The organism is Streptomyces sp. NPDC003247, from assembly GCF_042888135.1.
GTDB lineage: Bacteria > Actinomycetota > Actinomycetes > Streptomycetales > Streptomycetaceae > Streptomyces.
Genome location: NZ_JBIAPF010000007.1, coordinates 126,149 through 142,481, shown reverse-complemented (window position 1 = coordinate 142,481; position 16,333 = coordinate 126,149). Strand labels below are relative to the sequence as shown.

General features: G+C 73.0%; 13 protein-coding genes and 1 tRNA gene. 8 read left to right on the top strand and 6 right to left on the bottom strand.

Annotated elements, in window-relative coordinates:
- Nucleotides 1-293: 293 nt before the first annotated feature.
- The 3 genes from ACFYWQ_RS24130 to ACFYWQ_RS24120 all read left to right on the top strand — a co-directional run bounded on the left by ACFYWQ_RS24130 (nt 294) and on the right by ACFYWQ_RS24120 (nt 2,697).
- Nucleotides 294-758, top strand: coding sequence for an ATP-binding protein (locus ACFYWQ_RS24130; protein ID WP_389518929.1), 465 nt, complete (start codon nt 294-296; stop codon nt 756-758).
- A 142-nt stretch (nt 759-900) separates the two neighbouring features.
- A complete protein-coding gene (locus ACFYWQ_RS24125) occupies nt 901-1,854 on the top strand; it encodes an intradiol ring-cleavage dioxygenase (protein WP_389518928.1) in 954 nt (317 codons plus the stop codon).
- A gap of 9 nt (nt 1,855-1,863) precedes the next feature.
- Complete coding sequence (locus ACFYWQ_RS24120; protein WP_389518927.1) at nt 1,864-2,697, top strand: triphosphoribosyl-dephospho-CoA synthase; 834 nt, start codon at nt 1,864-1,866, stop codon at nt 2,695-2,697.
- Between the two features lie 224 nt (nt 2,698-2,921).
- Here the strand turns inward: ACFYWQ_RS24120 and ACFYWQ_RS24115 are convergent, their stop codons facing one another.
- The 3 genes from ACFYWQ_RS24115 to ACFYWQ_RS24105 form a co-directional block, all read right to left on the bottom strand.
- The gene (locus ACFYWQ_RS24115) at nt 2,922-4,331 is read right to left on the bottom strand and encodes a PLP-dependent aminotransferase family protein (RefSeq protein ID WP_389518926.1); all 1,410 of its coding nucleotides are present in this window, start codon (nt 4,329-4,331) and stop codon (nt 2,922-2,924) included.
- A 196-nt stretch (nt 4,332-4,527) separates the two neighbouring features.
- The gene (locus ACFYWQ_RS24110) at nt 4,528-6,018 is read right to left on the bottom strand and encodes an aminopeptidase P family protein (protein ID WP_389518925.1); all 1,491 of its coding nucleotides are present in this window, start codon (nt 6,016-6,018) and stop codon (nt 4,528-4,530) included.
- A gap of 260 nt (nt 6,019-6,278) precedes the next feature.
- The gene (locus ACFYWQ_RS24105; RefSeq protein WP_389519386.1) at nt 6,279-7,784 is read right to left on the bottom strand and encodes a PP2C family protein-serine/threonine phosphatase; all 1,506 of its coding nucleotides are present in this window, start codon (nt 7,782-7,784) and stop codon (nt 6,279-6,281) included.
- A 512-nt stretch (nt 7,785-8,296) separates the two neighbouring features.
- Here ACFYWQ_RS24105 and ACFYWQ_RS24100 point away from each other — a divergent pair.
- Both ACFYWQ_RS24100 and ACFYWQ_RS24095 read left to right on the top strand, forming a co-directional pair.
- On the top strand, nt 8,297-8,962 hold the full coding sequence (locus tag ACFYWQ_RS24100) for a bifunctional DNA primase/polymerase (protein ID WP_389518924.1): 666 nt from the start codon (nt 8,297-8,299) through the stop codon (nt 8,960-8,962).
- Nucleotides 8,963-9,017: 55 nt separating this feature from the next.
- Complete coding sequence (locus ACFYWQ_RS24095; RefSeq protein ID WP_389518923.1) at nt 9,018-9,860, top strand: hypothetical protein; 843 nt, start codon at nt 9,018-9,020, stop codon at nt 9,858-9,860.
- A gap of 276 nt (nt 9,861-10,136) precedes the next feature.
- Here ACFYWQ_RS24095 and ACFYWQ_RS24090 read toward each other — a convergent pair whose 3' ends face one another.
- The 3 genes from ACFYWQ_RS24090 to ACFYWQ_RS24080 all read right to left on the bottom strand — a co-directional run bounded on the left by ACFYWQ_RS24090 (nt 10,137) and on the right by ACFYWQ_RS24080 (nt 13,021).
- Nucleotides 10,137-11,102 (bottom strand): DUF5926 family protein, encoded by a 966-nt coding sequence (locus ACFYWQ_RS24090; RefSeq protein WP_389518922.1) that lies wholly within the window; start codon nt 11,100-11,102, stop codon nt 10,137-10,139.
- A gap of 262 nt (nt 11,103-11,364) precedes the next feature.
- Complete coding sequence (locus tag ACFYWQ_RS24085) at nt 11,365-11,916, bottom strand: ATP-binding protein (protein WP_389518921.1); 552 nt, start codon at nt 11,914-11,916, stop codon at nt 11,365-11,367.
- 283 nt (nt 11,917-12,199) lie between these two features.
- Nucleotides 12,200-13,021, bottom strand: a complete 822-nt coding sequence (locus ACFYWQ_RS24080) for a glycerophosphodiester phosphodiesterase (RefSeq protein WP_389518920.1) — start codon at nt 13,019-13,021, stop codon at nt 12,200-12,202.
- A gap of 311 nt (nt 13,022-13,332) precedes the next feature.
- Between ACFYWQ_RS24080 and ACFYWQ_RS24075 the strand changes: the two genes are divergently transcribed.
- The 3 genes from ACFYWQ_RS24075 to ACFYWQ_RS24065 all read left to right on the top strand — a co-directional run bounded on the left by ACFYWQ_RS24075 (nt 13,333) and on the right by ACFYWQ_RS24065 (nt 16,229).
- Nucleotides 13,333-15,009, top strand: a complete 1,677-nt coding sequence (locus tag ACFYWQ_RS24075) for a S1C family serine protease (protein WP_389518919.1) — start codon at nt 13,333-13,335, stop codon at nt 15,007-15,009.
- Between the two features lie 106 nt (nt 15,010-15,115).
- A tRNA-Ser gene (locus ACFYWQ_RS24070) sits at nt 15,116-15,202 on the top strand.
- A gap of 145 nt (nt 15,203-15,347) precedes the next feature.
- Entirely contained in the window at nt 15,348-16,229 is an 882-nt protein-coding gene (locus ACFYWQ_RS24065; protein ID WP_389518918.1) for a GNAT family N-acetyltransferase, read from the top strand.
- Nucleotides 16,230-16,333: the final 104 nt, after the last annotated feature.

Genomic DNA, 16,333 nt, shown 5'->3' with positions numbered 1-16,333 from the left:
CCTTACGGCGCCCACACGGCAGGTCCGCAACATGCCGGTGGTCCGGAAGATCACCTTTTGGTGGTCCCTGGGGCAAGTGGAGCCTGAGAGGGTGCTCGGCGGGACAGGTGGGACCAGTGGGACCGGAGGGCCCGGCGAGACCGCCACTCCAGGCCCCGCAAACGCCCGCATACACCGATTCGGCGCCGTGGCGCATCCCCCATATGGGCGGCATCACGCTGAATCCGCGCTTACCGAAGGGCCCGGGCGGCAATACCTATCGGTATGTCGAGCCGCGGCCAGGAGGCTGGAGCATGAGCATCTGGTGGTCACTCCATCTGCGGCGCGACGCCGCGAGCGTGCCCCTCGCCCGGCGCCTGTTGCTCGGCACCATGGAGACGGCGGGCGTCGACCCGGACGTCTCCTACGACCTCTCCGTCGCCCTCAGCGAGGCCTGTGCCAACGCCGTCGAGCACGGCGGGGGCGCCACGCACGGCGGCTGTTCGGAGGCGTACCGCGTCACCGCCTACCTCGACGGCGAGAAGTGCCGCATCGAGGTCGCCGACTCCGGCCCGGGCTTCGCCGCGGAGCGGCAGGTGCGCCCGTTCCAGGCCTACGAGGTGTCCGGCGCCGACGACGAGACGGGCCGCGGCCTGTTCCTCATCCAGGAGCTCGCCGACCACGTCCACATCAGCAACAAGCCGGGGCGGACCGGGGCCGTGGTGAGCTTCGACAAGATGCTCAAGTGGCGCAAGGGCGCTCCGCTGATGGCTGTGTGACGGGCTGTGCGACGGGCTGTGTGACGGGGTGTGTGACGCGGTGGCCGACGCCGGCCGGCCGTCTTCAGGTTCCACAGCACTCACAGCCTGCTCACAGCCTCACCCCACCTCCCTGACGGGTGGCGTTCCTACGTTCGTCCGCATGACGGGAAACCATGAGAACAAGACGATCACCAGGCGCCGCGCCCTGGCGGTGACCGGCGGCACCGCCGCCGCGGGTGGGCTCGTCGTCGTCGGCTACCAGTCGGCGTTCGCCGGCACGGCCGTGGAGGGCGAGGCGACCGCGTCGGCCTCGGCGACCTCGACTGGCGGCAGCTGCATGACGCTGATGACGAGCGTCACGGAGGGCCCGTACTACCTCGATGGTGCCTTGGTGCGCAAGGACATCACCGAGGGCAAGAGCGGCGTCCCGCTCACCCTGCGCCTGACCGTCGTCGACGCCACCGACGGCTGCACCCCGGTCCCGGGCGCGGCCGTGGAGATCTGGCACTGCGACGCCTGGGGCTACTACTCCGGCTACACCACCGCCAACCCCGGCGGCTCGGCCCCCGCCGAGAGCGAGGACGGCTCGACCGCCGACGACGACACCTACCTGCGCGGCTACCAGATCGCCAACGCCAACGGGGTCGTCAAGTTCGAGACGATCTTCCCCGGCTGGTACACGCCGCGCACCTGCCACATCCACCTCAAGGTGCACACCGGCGGCCAGAAGGAGGACGGCACCTACGAGGGCGGCAAGGTCAACTACACCGGCCAGCTCTTCTTCGACGACGACATCGCCCAGGAGATCTTCACCCTGGAGCCGTACTCGAAGCACTCCGGCACGTACACCAAGCTCGCCGACGACATGGTCTACGACGACGGTGGCGCCTCCAGCGGCCTGCTCACCCTCAAGGCCGTGAAGAAGGCCGACCCGTCCAAGGGGTACAAGGGGTTCCTGACCGTCGGCATCGACCCGGACGCCGAGAACACCGGCGCGGGCAGCGGCGGCGGTGGCGGCGAGGGCGGCACGCCGCCGGGCGACGCCCCGACCGGTGCCCCGCCGAGCGACGTCCCGTCGGCCTCGGCGTCGGCCTCGACGTCCTCGTCGTCGTAGGGCCCGGCCGTGACGAGCCGTGAGGACGAGGCCCTTGCACAGGCCGCCGTGTCCGCGCTGACCGGGCAGCTCGCCCTGGTCCCCAAGCCCGGGTTGCCCGACCCGCGCGATCTCTCCGCCCGCGTCACCCGCGTCGACCACCGCGCCCTGCGCTGGTCGGCCAAGGCGCTCGCACCCGGCCTCGCGGCCATGGCCGCCGCCGCCCGCCGCACCGGCGAACCCACGCCCCGGCTCCGCGCCGAGCTGGGCGCGATCGGGCGGTGCACCGAGCACTCGGTGGGGCTGGCCGGCGGCGGGCACCGGGGCGCGCTGTGGACGCTGGGTCTGCTGGTCGCGGCAGCCGCCCTCGATCCCCGCGCGCGGGGCGCCGAGGTCGCCGCCACCGCCAAACGCATCGCCGCCCACACCGACCGGGCCGCCCCCCGGCGCCCGTCGCGGGGTTCGACGGTCTCGGCGAAGTACGGCGCGGCCGGCGCCCGCGGCGAGGCCCGGGCCGGCTTCCCGCACGTCCGCCGTGCCCTGGACGCCTTGGCCAAGGCCCGTACCGCCGGCGCCGACGAGCCCCAGGCCCGCCTCGACGCGCTGCTCACCGTGATGTCCACCCTCCAGGACACCGAACTCCTCCACACCGCCGGCCCGGCGGGCCTGCGGCACGTCCAGGCGGGCGCCCGTGCCGTCCTGGAAGCGGGCGGTACGGCGACGGCGGCCGGCCGCGACGCCCTGTCGGCGTTCGACGCGGACCTGCACGCGCGCGCGTGGAGCCCGCGGGGGAGCGCGGGACTGCTGGCGGGGGCGCTGTTCGTGGACGCGCTGCCGGTGCACACCTCCGCGCGGGCCGCCTGATCCCGCCCGGCGGGGACGTGCGGGTACGCGCCGGGGCGTGCGGGTCCTGCGAACGGACCGCCCGTTCCGGCGCGGCACGGCGGCGCGTCTCCGTCCGGGCCGGGCGCCCGCGCTCTCCGGCACGCCTCGGGGTCCGAGCCGGGCCCGCATGCTCGCGCCGGTGCTGTCCGCCCCGGCGGTATTCGCCTCAGTGGTACCTCAGTGGTCCCTCAGTGGTGCCCGCTTCAGTGGTGTCCGCCTCGGCGGTCCGATCGGTTCCCGTTCCCCTCCAGCACCTTCGCCAGTACGTCCAACGCGTCGGGATACACGCGCTCCCGGGGCGTTCCGTAGCCCACCACCAGCCCCTGGGGGCGTGTCCCGGCGTCCTCGACGGGCGTGTGCCAGTGCTCGCCGAGGCGTCCGACCGCGAGGCCCTCCGCCTCCGCCCGCGCCATCGCCTCCTCCTCGTCGCGGACCTCCACCAGCGCGTGCAGCCCGGCCGCGATCCCGCGTACGCCCCGGCGCGTGCCCAGCCGGTCCAGGAGCAGGTCCCGGCGGCGCCGGTACCGCAGCCGGCAGGCGCGCACATGGCGGTCGTAGGCCTGGCTGTCGATCAGTTCGGTGAGCGCGAGCTGGCCGATGGACTCGGTGTGGTGGTCGCTGTGGAGCTTGGCGTCGGCCACGGCGTCGACCAGGTGCGGTGGCAGCACCATCCAGCCCAGGCGCAGCGCGGGCCCGAGCGTCTTGGAGGCGGTGCCCAGGTAGACGACCTCCCCCGGTGCCATTCCCTGGAGCGCGCCGACCGGCTGCCGGTCGTAGCGGAACTCGCCGTCGTAGTCGTCCTCGACGATCAGTGCGCCCCGCGTGCGCGCCCAGTCCGTCAGCGCCCGTCGCCGGGCGGGGTGCAGGGTCACCCCGGTCGGGTACTGGTGCGCCGGCGTGACCACCACGGCCCCGGCGTCCCCCAGCTCCCGCACGCACACCCCCCGCTCGTCGACCGGCACCGGCACCACCTCGCCGCCGTTGTGCCGCACGACGTCCCGGTGGAAGGGCAGCCCCGGGTCCTCCATGGCGATCCGCGTGCCCTCCAGCACCCGGGTGAGCAGCGCGAGACCCTGGACGGACCCGGAGGTGACCACGATCCGCTCCGGTGGCGCGATGACGCCCCGCGCCCGCTCCAGGTACCGCGACAGCGCCGTGCGCAGTTCCACCCGCCCCCGCGGATCCCCGTAGTCGTAGGCCGGCGAGGGCGCCGTCGCGATGGCGCGGCGCAGCGCCCGCAGCCAGGCGGCCGCCGGGAACGCCCCGACGTCCGGGCTGCCGGGCCGCAGGTCGAAACGCGGTTCACGCGCGCGTGCGCGGGCGTCCGGCGGCTCGGCGGTGACGGAGGGCAGCGCGGCGACCCGGGTGCCCGAGCCCTGCCGGGCCGTCAGGTACCCCTCGGCGACGAGCTGGTCGTAGGCGGCCTTCACGGTGTTGCGCGAGAGGCCGGCCTCGGCCGCGAGCCGTCGGGTGGCGGGCAGCCGTGTCCCGGGTGCCAGCCGTCCGTCCCGCACGGCGTCGCGCAGCGCCCGCTCCAGCCCGGCCCGCCGCCCTTCGCCGTCGTCGGACTCCGACAGCAGATCGACTCCGACACCGGGCCAGAAGTCGTTCACGTGGTTCCTCCCCCTAGGTACGTCGTCCGCGCACGATCCGGCCGTGACGGCCACCCGATACGCGGCGTCGGCCGGGCACGGTGCCGGCCGGACAAGGCACTGTCCGGGTACGGCGATGGCCGGGCACCTCACCAGTACCCGGCCATCGTCCCCGTATCAGGGGCCGGCGCGAAGCCGTCGTCCCGCCGTCCCGGCGTCAGGCCCGGAGCGACGCCATCCAGGTCTCCACCTCGTCGGAGCGCCGCGGCAGCCCGTCGGACAGGTTGCGGTTCCCGTCCTCCGTCACCAGGATGTCGTCCTCGATCCGGACGCCGATCCCGCGGTACTCCTCGGGCACGGTCAGGTCGTCGGCCTGGAAGTACAGTCCGGGCTCGACCGTCAGCACCATGCCGGGCTCCAGTACGCCGTCCACGTACGACTCGGTCCGCGCGGCGGCGCAGTCGTGGACGTCCAGGCCGAGCATGTGCCCGGTGCCGTGCAGCGTCCAGCGCCGCTGGAGACCGAGCTCGAGCACCCGCTCCACGGGGCCCTCGACGAGCCCCCACTCCACGAGCCGCTCGGCCAGCACCCGCTGGGCGGCGTCGTGGAAGTCCCGGTACTTCGCGCCGGGCTTGACCGCCGCGATCCCGGCCTCCTGGGCGTCGTAGACGGCGTCGTAGATCTTCTTCTGGATCTCGCTGTACCGGCCGTTGACCGGCAGCGTGCGCGTGACGTCGGCCGTGTAGTACGTGTGCGTCTCCACACCCGCGTCGAGCAGCAGCAGCTCGCCCGAGCGCACGGGCCCGTCGTTGCGCACCCAGTGCAGGGTGCAGGCGTGCGGGCCGGCCGCGGCGATGGTGCCGTAGCCGATGTCGTTGCCCTCCACGCGCGCGCGGAGGAAGAACGTGCCCTCGATGTAGCGCTCGGAGGTCGCCTCCGCCTTGTCGAGGACCTTGACCACGTCCTCGAAGCCGCGGACCGTCGAGTCGACGGCCTTCTGGAGCTCGCCGATCTCGAAGTCGTCCTTCACCAGACGGGCCTCGGAGAGGAAGACGCGCAGCTCCTGGTCGCGTTCGGCGGTGACCTTGTCGGTCAGCGCGGCCTCGATGCCGGCGTCGTGGCCGCGCACCACCCGCACCGGGCCGGTGGCCTCGCGGAGCTTGTCGGGCAGCTCGCGCACGTCCGCGGCCGGGAGGCCGTACAGCTTCTCCGCCTCGGTGAGGGAGTGGCGGCGGCCGACCCACAGTTCTCCCTGGCCGGAGAGCCAGAACTCGCCGTTCTCGCGGTCGGAGCGCGGCAGCAGGTAGATCGTCGCGCTGTGGCCCTCCCCCGTCGGCTCCAGGACGAGGACGCCGTCCTCGGTCTGGTTGCCGGTGAGGTACGCGTACTCGACGGAGGCGCGGAAGGCGTACTCCGTGTCGTTCGAGCGGGTCTTCAGGTTGCCCGCGGGGATCACGAGGCGCTCCCCCGGGAAGCGCGCGGAGAGCGCGGCACGACGGGCGGCGGTCTCGGCGGCCTGGGGGATCGGCTCCAGGTCCCGCAGCTCCGTGTCGGCCCAGCCGGACTTCATGTTCTCGGCGAGCTCGTCGGACACACCCGGGTACAGGCCGTTCTTGCGCTGCTTGATCGGCTGCTCGCCCGCGTCGGCGGCGGCATCGTCCAGAACAGCTTCCGGGGTCTCCGGAATGAGCTCTTCTGCCACGTTCATCCTCCTAGGTACGGCACTGGGCCCCCTCCATCGTACGGTCGTACAGAAGGGGGCCCAGGGCCCGAGTACCTGTTACCTCGGCGGTCCGGGTACCTCGGCGGTCTGGGTACTCCGACTGCCTGGGTACTCCGGCGGTCCGGTTGCTCCGGCGGTCTGGGTACCTCGGTGGTCCGGTTGCTCCGGCGGTCCGGTTGCTCCGGCTGTCCGGGTGCCTCGGTTATCCGATCGCTCCGGCTGTCCGGGGCGCCGGCCGGTGCCCTCTACTCGAAGCGCGCCGCCAGCAGGACGACATCCTCCGCGCCGCCCGTGGCGTCCTGCCCGTCGGGCAGCACCGTCCGCAGGACGTGGTCGGCGATCGCGCCGGGGTCGTTCCGAAGTGCCCGGGGGACGCCGGCCGCGGCCGCGTGCAGCCGGGCGAAGGCCCGGTCGACGGGGTCGCCGGTGCGGTGCAGCAGCCCGTCGGTGTAGAGCAGGACGGTCTCGCCGGCCTCCGTCTCCAGCTCCGAGCTCGGCGCCTCCCAGCAGGCGAGCATGCCGAGCGGCGCGGAGACGGAGGTCTCGACGAACTCCGTGCGCCGCGCGCCGACGAGCAGCGGCGGGCAGTGGCCGGCGCCGGCCAGGGTGATCCTGCGCAGCTCGGGCTCGCAGTAGGCGAAGAGGGCGGTGGCGGAACGGGCGGGCTCGGTCAGCCGCAGCAGCAGCTCCAGGTCGGACAGGACGGCGACCGGGTCCTCGCCCTCCATCACGGCGTACGCCCTCAGGGAGGCGCGCAGCCGGCCCATCGCGGCGACCGCGCTCGGCCCGGATCCGCTGACCGAGCCGACGGCGAGGCCGAGGGCCGCGTCCGGCAGCGGCAGCGCGTCGAACCAGTCGCCGCCCGCGCGCGGACCGGTGCGGTGCCGGGCGGCGAGCTGGACGCCGGCCACCCTCGGCAGCCGCGAGGGCAGCAGCTCGTCGACCATCGTCGCCATGGCCGCGCGCGTGCGCTCCACCTCGACGATCCGGGCGAGGTGCTCGGCGGCGTGACGGACGTACAGACGGGCCAGGTGGCGCCGGCGCTCGACCGGTTCGGCGGGTTCGTCGTACAGCCACACGGCGGCGCCCAGCCCGCCCGCGCTCCCGGCGGTGAGGGGCAGGGCGTAGCTGGCGGCGTAGCCGAGGCGGGCGGCGACCTCGCGGTGGCGGGGGTGCAGGCCGTCCTCGGCGAACAGGTCGGGCTGGGCGATCCCGTCCTCGCCGCCGGGCAGCCCGTCGAGGATCCGGCCGTAGGACAGGGCGCTGCGCGGCACGGTCTCGATGTGACCGAGATCGGCGCGCCCGAGACCGAGGCCGATCGTGGTGTCCGGGCCGAGGCCGTCGCGGGGTTCCAGGACGACGAGACCGCGCCGGGCCCCCACGAGGGCGGCTCCGGCGTGCAGCAGTTCCTGGAGGGCGTCGGCCAGGGTGTCCGTCCGGGCCAGGCGCTCGGTGAGCTCGTGGAGCGTGGTGAGGTCCGAGACCCAGCCGGCGAGGCGGTCCTGGAGGAGCGCTCCCGCGGCGGGGGGAACCGGTGGGGCGGCCGGGGCGGCGGGCGCGGGCGCGACAGTGTGTGCGGGAGAGGGAACCGTTGAGTCGATTCCAGCCACTTTCGAAGGGTGAGGGGCGTTCATGGCGTCCGGCTCTCGGACCGGTACGTATTGCGCGAAAACATCGCAAACCCCCATGTCATTCTGCGCCGCTGGCGGTGTCTCCACATGTACACGCACTCGTGAGGGGATGTCCAGCATTGTCCTGCGGGGATTGCTGGTGTCCGTGGGACCGGTGGGGTTGTCGCGCACGTTGGTCCGGCTCCCTTGCGAAAAAGCAAAGTTGGCTTAAAAATGCCTCGGGTAAACGGTTATTGCGGTCGACTGGCCTTGCTCCACGGAGCGTCACAGCGGTCGTGATGGGTACGTACTCGGTAAGGACCAGGGGTCGTCGGGAGCCACCCGGAACCTGGTGACCGACCCGGGCGTCTTAGCCATCGACGACCGTGCCCCATCCTCCCGCGGCGGAGGCGGAGAGAACCACGCGCACGGCAAAACGCCAGACTTCGCCACCCCACGCCATGCCCGTGTTCGAGACGGGCGCAGTATGGACGGAGTGGCCGCGGAAGCAGCGGACGATCGAACCCCAGGGGTTCCCCTTGTCCATGACAGGGGTGTGATGCGCCAACAGGTACGCACAGTGAAGTGATCGACCCATGGTGTGATGTGGCCCACGGTGTTGCCAGCGGTGCAACGGAAAGGAACGAGCGCTCATGCGCGAGATCCTCGGAAGGCGACGCAGGCTCCTGTCCCAGCGCAGCGACGGGGGGCCTGAGTTGATCGACGCGGCCCTGACCTTCGCGACGGAATGGCAGTGGCCCGTGCTCCCGGGTGTGACGGCGGACCCGCAGGGACGTTCCCGCTGCGGCTGCCCCGACCCGGAGTGCTCGGTGCCCGGCGCTCATCCCTTCGACCCCGGCCTCCTCGCGGCCACGACCGACGCCCGCATGGTGCGCTGGTGGTGGAGCAACCGCCCGACGGCGCCGATCGTCCTGGCCACCGGGGGCACGGCCCCCTGCGCGGTCAGCCTGCCCGCGCTCGCCGGCTCCCGCGCGCTCGTGGCGCTGGACCGGCAGGGCATGCGGCTCGGCCCGGTCGTCGCCTCGCCCACCCGCTGGGCGATCCTCGTCCGGCCCTACTCGATGGAGCAGCTGGGCGAGCTGCTGTACGCCAAGGACTTCGTGCCGGGCTCCCTGCGCTTCCACGGCGAGGGCGGCTACCTCGCCCTGCCCCCGTCCGAGACCGGCCAGGGGGAGATCCGCTGGGAGCGGGCCCCGCTGCCCGGCTCGGCCTCGCCCTGGGTGCCCGACGTGGAGGCCGTGGTGGACGCGGTCGTCGACGTCCTCACTCGTACGGGTGTGAGCGCGCCCGAGTTGTGAGGGTGTCGGGCGTGCGCGGAGGGGACGCCCGACTTCGCTCGTTATCTTCCGCTCCATGAACCTTCGTCTGCTCGCCCTCGGGGGCGCTGTGGTGTGCGCGGTCGCACTTCCTCTGGCCATGGCGTCCGCGGGATCCGTGGGGGACGGCGGGGGGCCGGCGGTGCGGCTGCCCGCGGTGACCGATCGCGGTGCGGTGACCGAGAGCCGTACGGGCGTCGAGAACCGTACGGACGCCGAGAACCGTACGGGTACCGGCGGCGGTACGGACGGCGGCCGACCCACCGACGGCGACCCGTCCACGGATGACGACCCGTCCACGGACGACGACCGGGGCGCGCGCGGTGACCACCGTGCGAACGGCGACGTCCGTGATGCGGACGATGGCCGCGGAATCGTGGCGGAGGACCGAACCGGAGCAGAGGGCGGACGCCGCGCGGAGGCGGACTTCCGCGCGGACGCCAAGGCGGTCCCGGCCGGGCCGTCCGGCTCCCCCCTCCTGCTCGGCCACGGTCTGGCCACCGCGGCCCGCTGCGGTCCCGAACTCAGCTCCCCCGACGGTGTCGAGGCGCAGACCTGCGTGCTGGTCCAGGGCGAGGAGACGTGGGCGCGCACGTACTACCGCAACGCGACCGGCCGGTTCCTGGACGTCGTTCTGAGCTTCATGGAACCCCAGGGGCGCACGGTGCGGATGCGTTGCGCGGTGAGCGCCGACGACGAGCCGGGGACCTGTGAGACGCCCCGTGAGCGCCTCCGGGGCCGGCCGGCGGAATACACGGCGGTCGCGGAGTTCGCCGCAGCGGGCGGCACCGGGCCGCTGCTGTTGCGGTCCGGCAGCAACGCGTCGAGCGACGCGGCCGGCCACTCGTTCGGCAACGTGACGGAGCGCGCGGGAAGTTGAGGGCGGGCGGCTGCCGTGACGGCGTGCGCGGGCATGCAAAGACCCGGTTGCTGGCGACGGGGGATGCACCAGCAACCGGGCTACTGGAACGGTAACAAGAGATCGGCCCCAGGCAAATTCGATCTCTTGTTTTCATTCCCTTTCCGGACACCGGAAGATGGCCGCTTCCGGCCTCGACTCGCCCTGTCCGCCGGGCAGTTGTGAGCGCAGTCACGCCGACCGGCGGTGGTGACGTGCTGACCGGTCGGTCAGCACGCCGGTGTCCGGAACCACGGTTCAGCTGAGCGTCACCTGTCGGTTGGTCAGGCCGCCGCGCGCGCGGCGCTCGTCGGCGGTGAGCGGAGCGTCCGAGGCCAGGGCGGTGGCGAGACGCTCGGCGAACTCCGCGGCCGGCTTCTCCACGTCCTCGGCCGAGACCCCGCTCGGCAGGTCCCAGACCGGCACCGTCAGGCCGTGCGCCCGGAAGGAGCCCACCAGCCGGGTGCCCTCGCCGAGGCTCGAACGGCCCGCGGCGTGCAGCCGCGCGAGGGCGTCCAGAAGCCGCTCCTCCGCGTGCGGCATGACCCAGCGCAGGTGGTTCTTCTCCGGCGTCTCGCACCAGTAGGCGGCGTCCACGCCGGTCAGCTTCACGGTCGGGATCGCCGCCGCGTTGGCCCGTTCCAGGGAGGCGGACACCTCCGGCGTGGCGTTCTCCGGATCCGGCACCCAGAACTCGAAGCCGGCGTGCACAACTGGCTCGAACGCGCCTTCGGGGTCGAGCAGGTCCTGCATCCGCGGGCCGTCGGCCGGAGCGCGGCGGCCCTGCACGGGCGTGCCGGGCTGCGCCTCGAGGGCGCGCCGGAGCGTGTCGGCGAGGTCGCGGCTGAGGTCGCCCGACGCCGTGTCGTTCTGGAGACCGAGCAGGACGGAGCCGTCGTCGCGGCGCAGCGCGGGCCAGGCCATCGGCAGGACCGTGGCGAGCGTGACCGACGGGACGCCCTCGGGCAGTCCGTCCTTGAGCGTCAGCTCGACGGTGGCGGCCGGCACCAGTTCGCGCAGCGCCACCCAGTCGCACTCGCCCGGCAGGCCCTCGAACGGACGCTGCACCAGCTCGGTGACGGCGTGCGCGGCGGCCCGGCCGTGACAGGCCTTGTAGCGGCGGCCGCTGCCGCAGGGGCAGGGCTCCCGGGCACCGACGACCGGGATCTCCCCGTCGGTGATCTGCGGCCGGCCGGCCTTCGTCTGGGGTCGCTTCTTGGCCATCTGGGTGTCTCCCGGGTACGGCTCGTCTGGTACGGCGGGAGCCTAGCCGCTCGTACGCTCCGTCACGGGAACCTGTGGACAACGGACGGGCTCGTGGACCCGGGAGAGTGCCCGCAGGTGACTGCGGATGGCCCTGAGGCGGCCGTTGGGCCGAGGTGTCGGCTCAGGCCGCCAGTCCGGGCCGCCGGCCCAAGCCGCCGGCCCGGGCCATCAGCCCAGGCCGTTAGCCCAAGCCGCCGGCCCAGGCCGCCGGCCCAGGCCGTCAGTCCAGGTCGTCGAACACGTCCGCGAAGTCCAGGCCGGGGATCGACACCACCGCGGGGGCCGTGATCCGGGAGGCGAAGTCGTCGCGTCGTCCGCCGGCGTCGGGGTCGTGCACGTCGTCGTGGACGACGACCCACACGGTGACCTCGCCCCGGGCGTCGTCGCGGACGCCCCAGTCGTCGGACAGGGCCGTGATGATGTTGAGTCCGCGGCCGCCGTGGGCGGTGACCGACGGGGTCGCCGGGGCCGGCCGGGTCGGGCCGCCGCCGTCGGTCACCTCGACGACCAGACGGCCGCCGGGATCCACGCGCCAGGCGGCCCGCACGTCACCGTCCCCGGCGAGGGCGTCGCCCAAGGGCCGACCGTGCTTGCACGCGTTGCTCAGAAGCTCCGACAGGATCAGTACGGCGTCGTCGATGACCGCTTCCGGCACCCCGCCCCTGCGCAGCTGGTCGCGCATGCGGTGTCTCGCCTTCCCCACGCCCGCAGGGCCATGGGGTACGGCCATGCTCGACGACGTGGGCACCTCCTGTGCCACCACCAACGCCACCCCCGAGACCTCCTTCGCCCCACGCCACGGTGTGGATGCCCCATTGGCCTGTACCGGAAACCGGCCAATCCATGTGCTGTGGGGCACTCGCGACGATCGAATACGGACCGAACGCGCCGGAGCACTCCCCGTGACGGCACGGTCTGCGGTGGCTGGATTTTTTCGGTATGGCTGATAACGGAGGATCCTTCAGGTGACCAGTGTGGTCAAGGGGTCTGAGAGGGACTTGTGTGACTTCTGTGGTTTCTCTCGGAGGTATTGCCCCGCCGTCGGGCCGCTCGTCTCAGCCCCGGTTCAGCCGGTGCAGCACCGCGCGCGGGCGGTTGGTGATGATGGCGTCGACACCCAGCTCGACGCAGAGGTCGACGTCCTCCGGTTCGTTCACCGTCCACACGTGCACCTGGTGGCCGGCCCGCTTCAGCCGTCGCACATAGGTGGGGTGGCTGCGCACGATCCGGATCGACGGGCCGGCGATGCCCACACCCGCGGGCAGCCGTCCGTCGCGCAGCCGGGGCGAGACGAACTGCATCAGGTAGACCGTCGGCAGTGTCGGCGCGGCGCTCCGCACGCGGTGCAGGGAGCGGGCCGAGAAGCTCATGACCCGTACCGGGGACTCGGCCGGCGTGGCCGGCGCGTCCAGGCCGAACCGCTTCAGCAGGAGCAGCAGCCGTTCCTCCACCTGTCCGGCCCAGCGGGTCGGGTGCTTGGTCTCGATGGCGAGCTCGACCCGGCGCCCCGCGTCGGCGACGAGCGCCAGCAGTCGCTCCAGGGTCAGTACGGAGGTCTCCTCGCGGTCCTCGGGCCGGACCTCCCAGTCGGGCTCCTCGCGCGCGTCCCGTGCTTTCCAGGAGCCGAAGTCGAGGGCCGCGAGGTCGGCGAGCTCCAGGGCGGAGACGGCACCGCGGCCGTTGGACGTACGGTTGACCCGGCGGTCGTGCACACAGACCAGATGGCCGTCCGCGGTCAGCCGTACGTCGCATTCGAGGGCGTCCGCACCGTCCTCGATCGCCTTCCTGTAGGCGGCCAGCGTGTGCTCGGGGGCCTCTTCGGAGGCTCCTCGGTGGGCGACGACCTGGATCATGTGCTGCTGCCGTGCGTGGGTCACCGCGTCATGGTGCCACCGGGGCGGGGTACGCGTCCGGCGAAGGAATGCGGGCATCGGGGACCGGTCTTCTGAGAACCCTCTGAGAACCGCCTGAGATGTTCTGATGAAGTGCCCGAATTGCAGAAGATTACCCCATGTAAAGAATGGCCATGAACCCACAGCCACCGCTTATGGTGCTCTGACGGCCCGTGGGAAAAGCTGAGACGTACAAAAGCACATGCACAGCTGCAGCGCGCCGGGTCGACGAAAAGCGTGAACGAGCGTGACCGAGTGCGACCGAGGACAACAGCCGTGGATCGAGGAGAAGAGCTGTGAGCACCGAGAACGAGGGCACCAACGAGGGCACCACGGTTCCCCCGGCCCCGTCCGCACCCCCCGTGCCGGTGGATTCTCCCTCGGCCGCCCCCCAACCGCAGACGCAGGCACAGCAGCCGCCGCAGGCGCAGCCGCCCGTGCCCGACACCGGCGCGCCCACCACCCCCCTGCCGCCGACGCCCGTGAGCGCGGCGCCGGCCGCGGCCGGCGCGCCGCAGGGTGACTGGCCTCCGCCCACCGTTCCCCAGGGTGCCGCCGCGCCCGGCTCGTCCGCGCCGGAGGCCCACTGGCCGCCGCCCCAGCCGCCGGCCACTCCCCCGTACGCCGACGGCCTCGGCGGGACTCCGGGACAGCCCGGCCACCCCGAGCAGCCCGGTCACCCCGAGCAGCCCGTCCACCCGGGGCAGCCCGGTCACCCCGACCACGCCGCTCTCACCGGCCCCACCGCCCCCACCGCACACTTCGACCACGCCGTCCCCTCCGACCACGCGGCCCACGCCGCCGGTGAGCCGGTCTGGGGTGCCGCCTACCAGCAGCCCGCGCCCCCCAAGGCCCGTCGCGGGCGCGGCGCGCTGGCCGCCGCGGTCCTGGTGGCCGCGCTGGTCGCCGGCGGCCTGGGCGGCGGGCTCGGCTACACCCTCGCCAAGAACGACGACGACTCCGGCTCCACCACCGTCTCCGCCTCCGACAGCGGCGGCTCGGTCAAGCGCGACCCCGGCACGGTCGCCGCGGTCGCCGCCACCGCGCTGCCCAGCACGGTCACCATCGAGGCCGAGTCCAGCAGCGGTGAGGGCGGCACCGGAACCGGCTTCGTCTTCGACACCCAGGGCCACATCGTCACCAACAACCACGTGGTGGCCGACGCGGTCGACGGCGGCAAGGTCACGGCCACCTTCCCGAGCGGCAAGAAGTACGACGCCGAGGTCGTCGGACACGCCCAGGGCTACGACGTGGCGGTCATCAAGCTCAAGAACGCCCCCTCGGACCTGAAGCCGCTGGCGCTGGGCGACTCCGACAAGGTCGCCGTCGGCGACTCCACCATCGCGATCGGTGCGCCCTTCGGCCTGTCCAACACGGTGACGACGGGCATCATCAGCGCGAAGAACCGCCCGGTGGCCTCGTCCGACGGCACCGGCAGCTCCTCCTCCTACATGAGCGCCCTGCAGACGGACGCGTCCATCAACCCGGGCAACTCCGGCGGCCCGCTGCTGGACGCCAAGGGCAACGTCATCGGCATCAACTCCGCGATCCAGTCCACCGGCAGCGGCGGTATGGGCGGCACCAGCCAGTCCGGCTCGATCGGCCTCGGCTTCGCCATCCCGATTAACCAGGCCAAGTACGTCGCCCAGCAGCTGATCGAGACGGGCGAGCCCGTCTACGCCAAGATCGGCGCCTCCGTCTCCCTGGAGGACACCGCGGGCGGCGCGAAGATCACCGACGAGGGCCAGAGCGGCTCCGCCGCGGTCGAGTCGGGCGGCCCCGCCGACAAGGCCGGCCTCCAGCCCGGCGACGTCATCACCAAGCTCGACGACACGGTCATCGACAGCGGCCCGACCCTCATCGGCGAGATCTGGACCCACCAGCCCGGCGACAAGGTCACCATCACCTACGAGCGCGACGGCAAGTCCCACACCGTCGAACTCACCCTCGGCTCCCGCGAGGGCGACAGCTGATCCGGCCCACGCGCGCGTACCTCCCCGGTTCGGCCACGACCGAACCACACGCGCGCGTGCCCACCCGTTACTCTTGTCCCCGCGCCGCGGACCACTCACGGCGCGGGGAGGCGTGCCCGAGCGGCCGAAGGGAACGGTCTTGAAAACCGTCGTGGCAGCGATGTCACCGTGGGTTCAAATCCCACCGCCTCCGCTCAGGTCATGAGCGTCGCAGGTCAGAAGGGGTGCCTCTCTCCGGAGGGGCGCCCCTTCCGCGTGGGGCCTGTTTCGCCTGGAGGTGGGTCCGTCGCGTAGGGGAAATCAGGGGCGCGGGCCTGCGGCGTGCGAAAGCATGAAGCATGCGACCGGACGACTGGCACCTCACCGACGACGTGAACGACTTCCTCGCCCGAGCCGGAGACTTCCTGCGCTCACGGCCCGGCCCGCACGTCATGCAGCTGACGTGGGCCGAGAGAGTACGAGCGCGGGGGGCGGAGACGTTCGGCACCGGAACCCCCGTCTTCGGCGCGCTGGAGCGAGCGGGCGAGGTGCACGCCACCTTCCACTACCTTCCGCCCCGCGGTGTGGGCCTCTCCCCCCTCTCACCTGAGCAGGCCGACTCCCTCGCCGCTCGCCTGGCCGCCCTCGGACACGCCCTTCCCTCCGCCGGCGCGGACCACGGCACCGCCGCCGCTTTCGCCGAGGCGTGGCAGCGGCACACCGGGGCGACGCCCGAACTCCGCGACACGAGGCTCCGTCTGTACCGCCTCGGCACGCTCACCCCACCCGAGCCGCTGCCGGCGGGCCGGGGCCGCGTCCTGGGCGAGCAGGACCTCGAGCACGTCATGTTCTGGTGCGGTGAGTTCGCCAAGGCCGTCGGGGAGGACGTCTCCATCGACGCCGACACGTGGGCCGGCACACGCTTCGCCGACAAGCGCTACACGCTCTGGGAGACCCCGGACGGCACGCCCGTCTCCATCGCGGGCATGAACCCGCTGATCGGTGGCCAGATCCAGGTGGACATCGTCTACACCCCGGCCCACCTGCGCGGTCGCGGTTATGCCGGCGCCGTGACGGCGGAGGTGAGCCGAGCCGCGCTGGCCGCGGGCGCGAGGGACGTCGTCCTGTTCGCGGACCTGGCCAACCCCACCAGCAACGCCCTCTACCAGCGCCTCGGTTATCGCACGCTCGCCGACTGGGCGGCGTACGACTTCTCGTACACCGCACCGGAAGCCGGTTGAGCGGGCCACCGGCTCGGGCTCCGTCAGCACCGTGAACGGGCCGCGCATGCCGGTTCCGGTGCGGCGGGCGGGGCGTGCCCAGCCCGCCGTGGGTAGGCTCCCGG

Excerpts from the sequence above, each read along its gene's own strand:
- ACFYWQ_RS24105 (WP_389519386.1), bottom strand. The coding sequence starts at position 7,784 with ATGCTGGACATCCCCTCACGAGTGCGTGTACATGTGGAGACACCGCCA.
- ACFYWQ_RS24110 (WP_389518925.1), bottom strand. The coding sequence starts at position 6,018 with ATGAACGTGGCAGAAGAGCTCATTCCGGAGACCCCGGAAGCTGTTCTG.
- ACFYWQ_RS24125 (WP_389518928.1), top strand. The coding sequence starts at position 901 with ATGACGGGAAACCATGAGAACAAGACGATCACCAGGCGCCGCGCCCTG.
- ACFYWQ_RS24100 (WP_389518924.1), top strand. The coding sequence starts at position 8,297 with ATGCGCGAGATCCTCGGAAGGCGACGCAGGCTCCTGTCCCAGCGCAGC.
- ACFYWQ_RS24130 (WP_389518929.1), top strand. The coding sequence starts at position 294 with ATGAGCATCTGGTGGTCACTCCATCTGCGGCGCGACGCCGCGAGCGTG.
- ACFYWQ_RS24065 (WP_389518918.1), top strand. The coding sequence starts at position 15,348 with ATGCGACCGGACGACTGGCACCTCACCGACGACGTGAACGACTTCCTC.
- ACFYWQ_RS24090 (WP_389518922.1), bottom strand. The coding sequence starts at position 11,102 with ATGGCCAAGAAGCGACCCCAGACGAAGGCCGGCCGGCCGCAGATCACC.
- ACFYWQ_RS24095 (WP_389518923.1), top strand. The coding sequence starts at position 9,018 with ATGAACCTTCGTCTGCTCGCCCTCGGGGGCGCTGTGGTGTGCGCGGTC.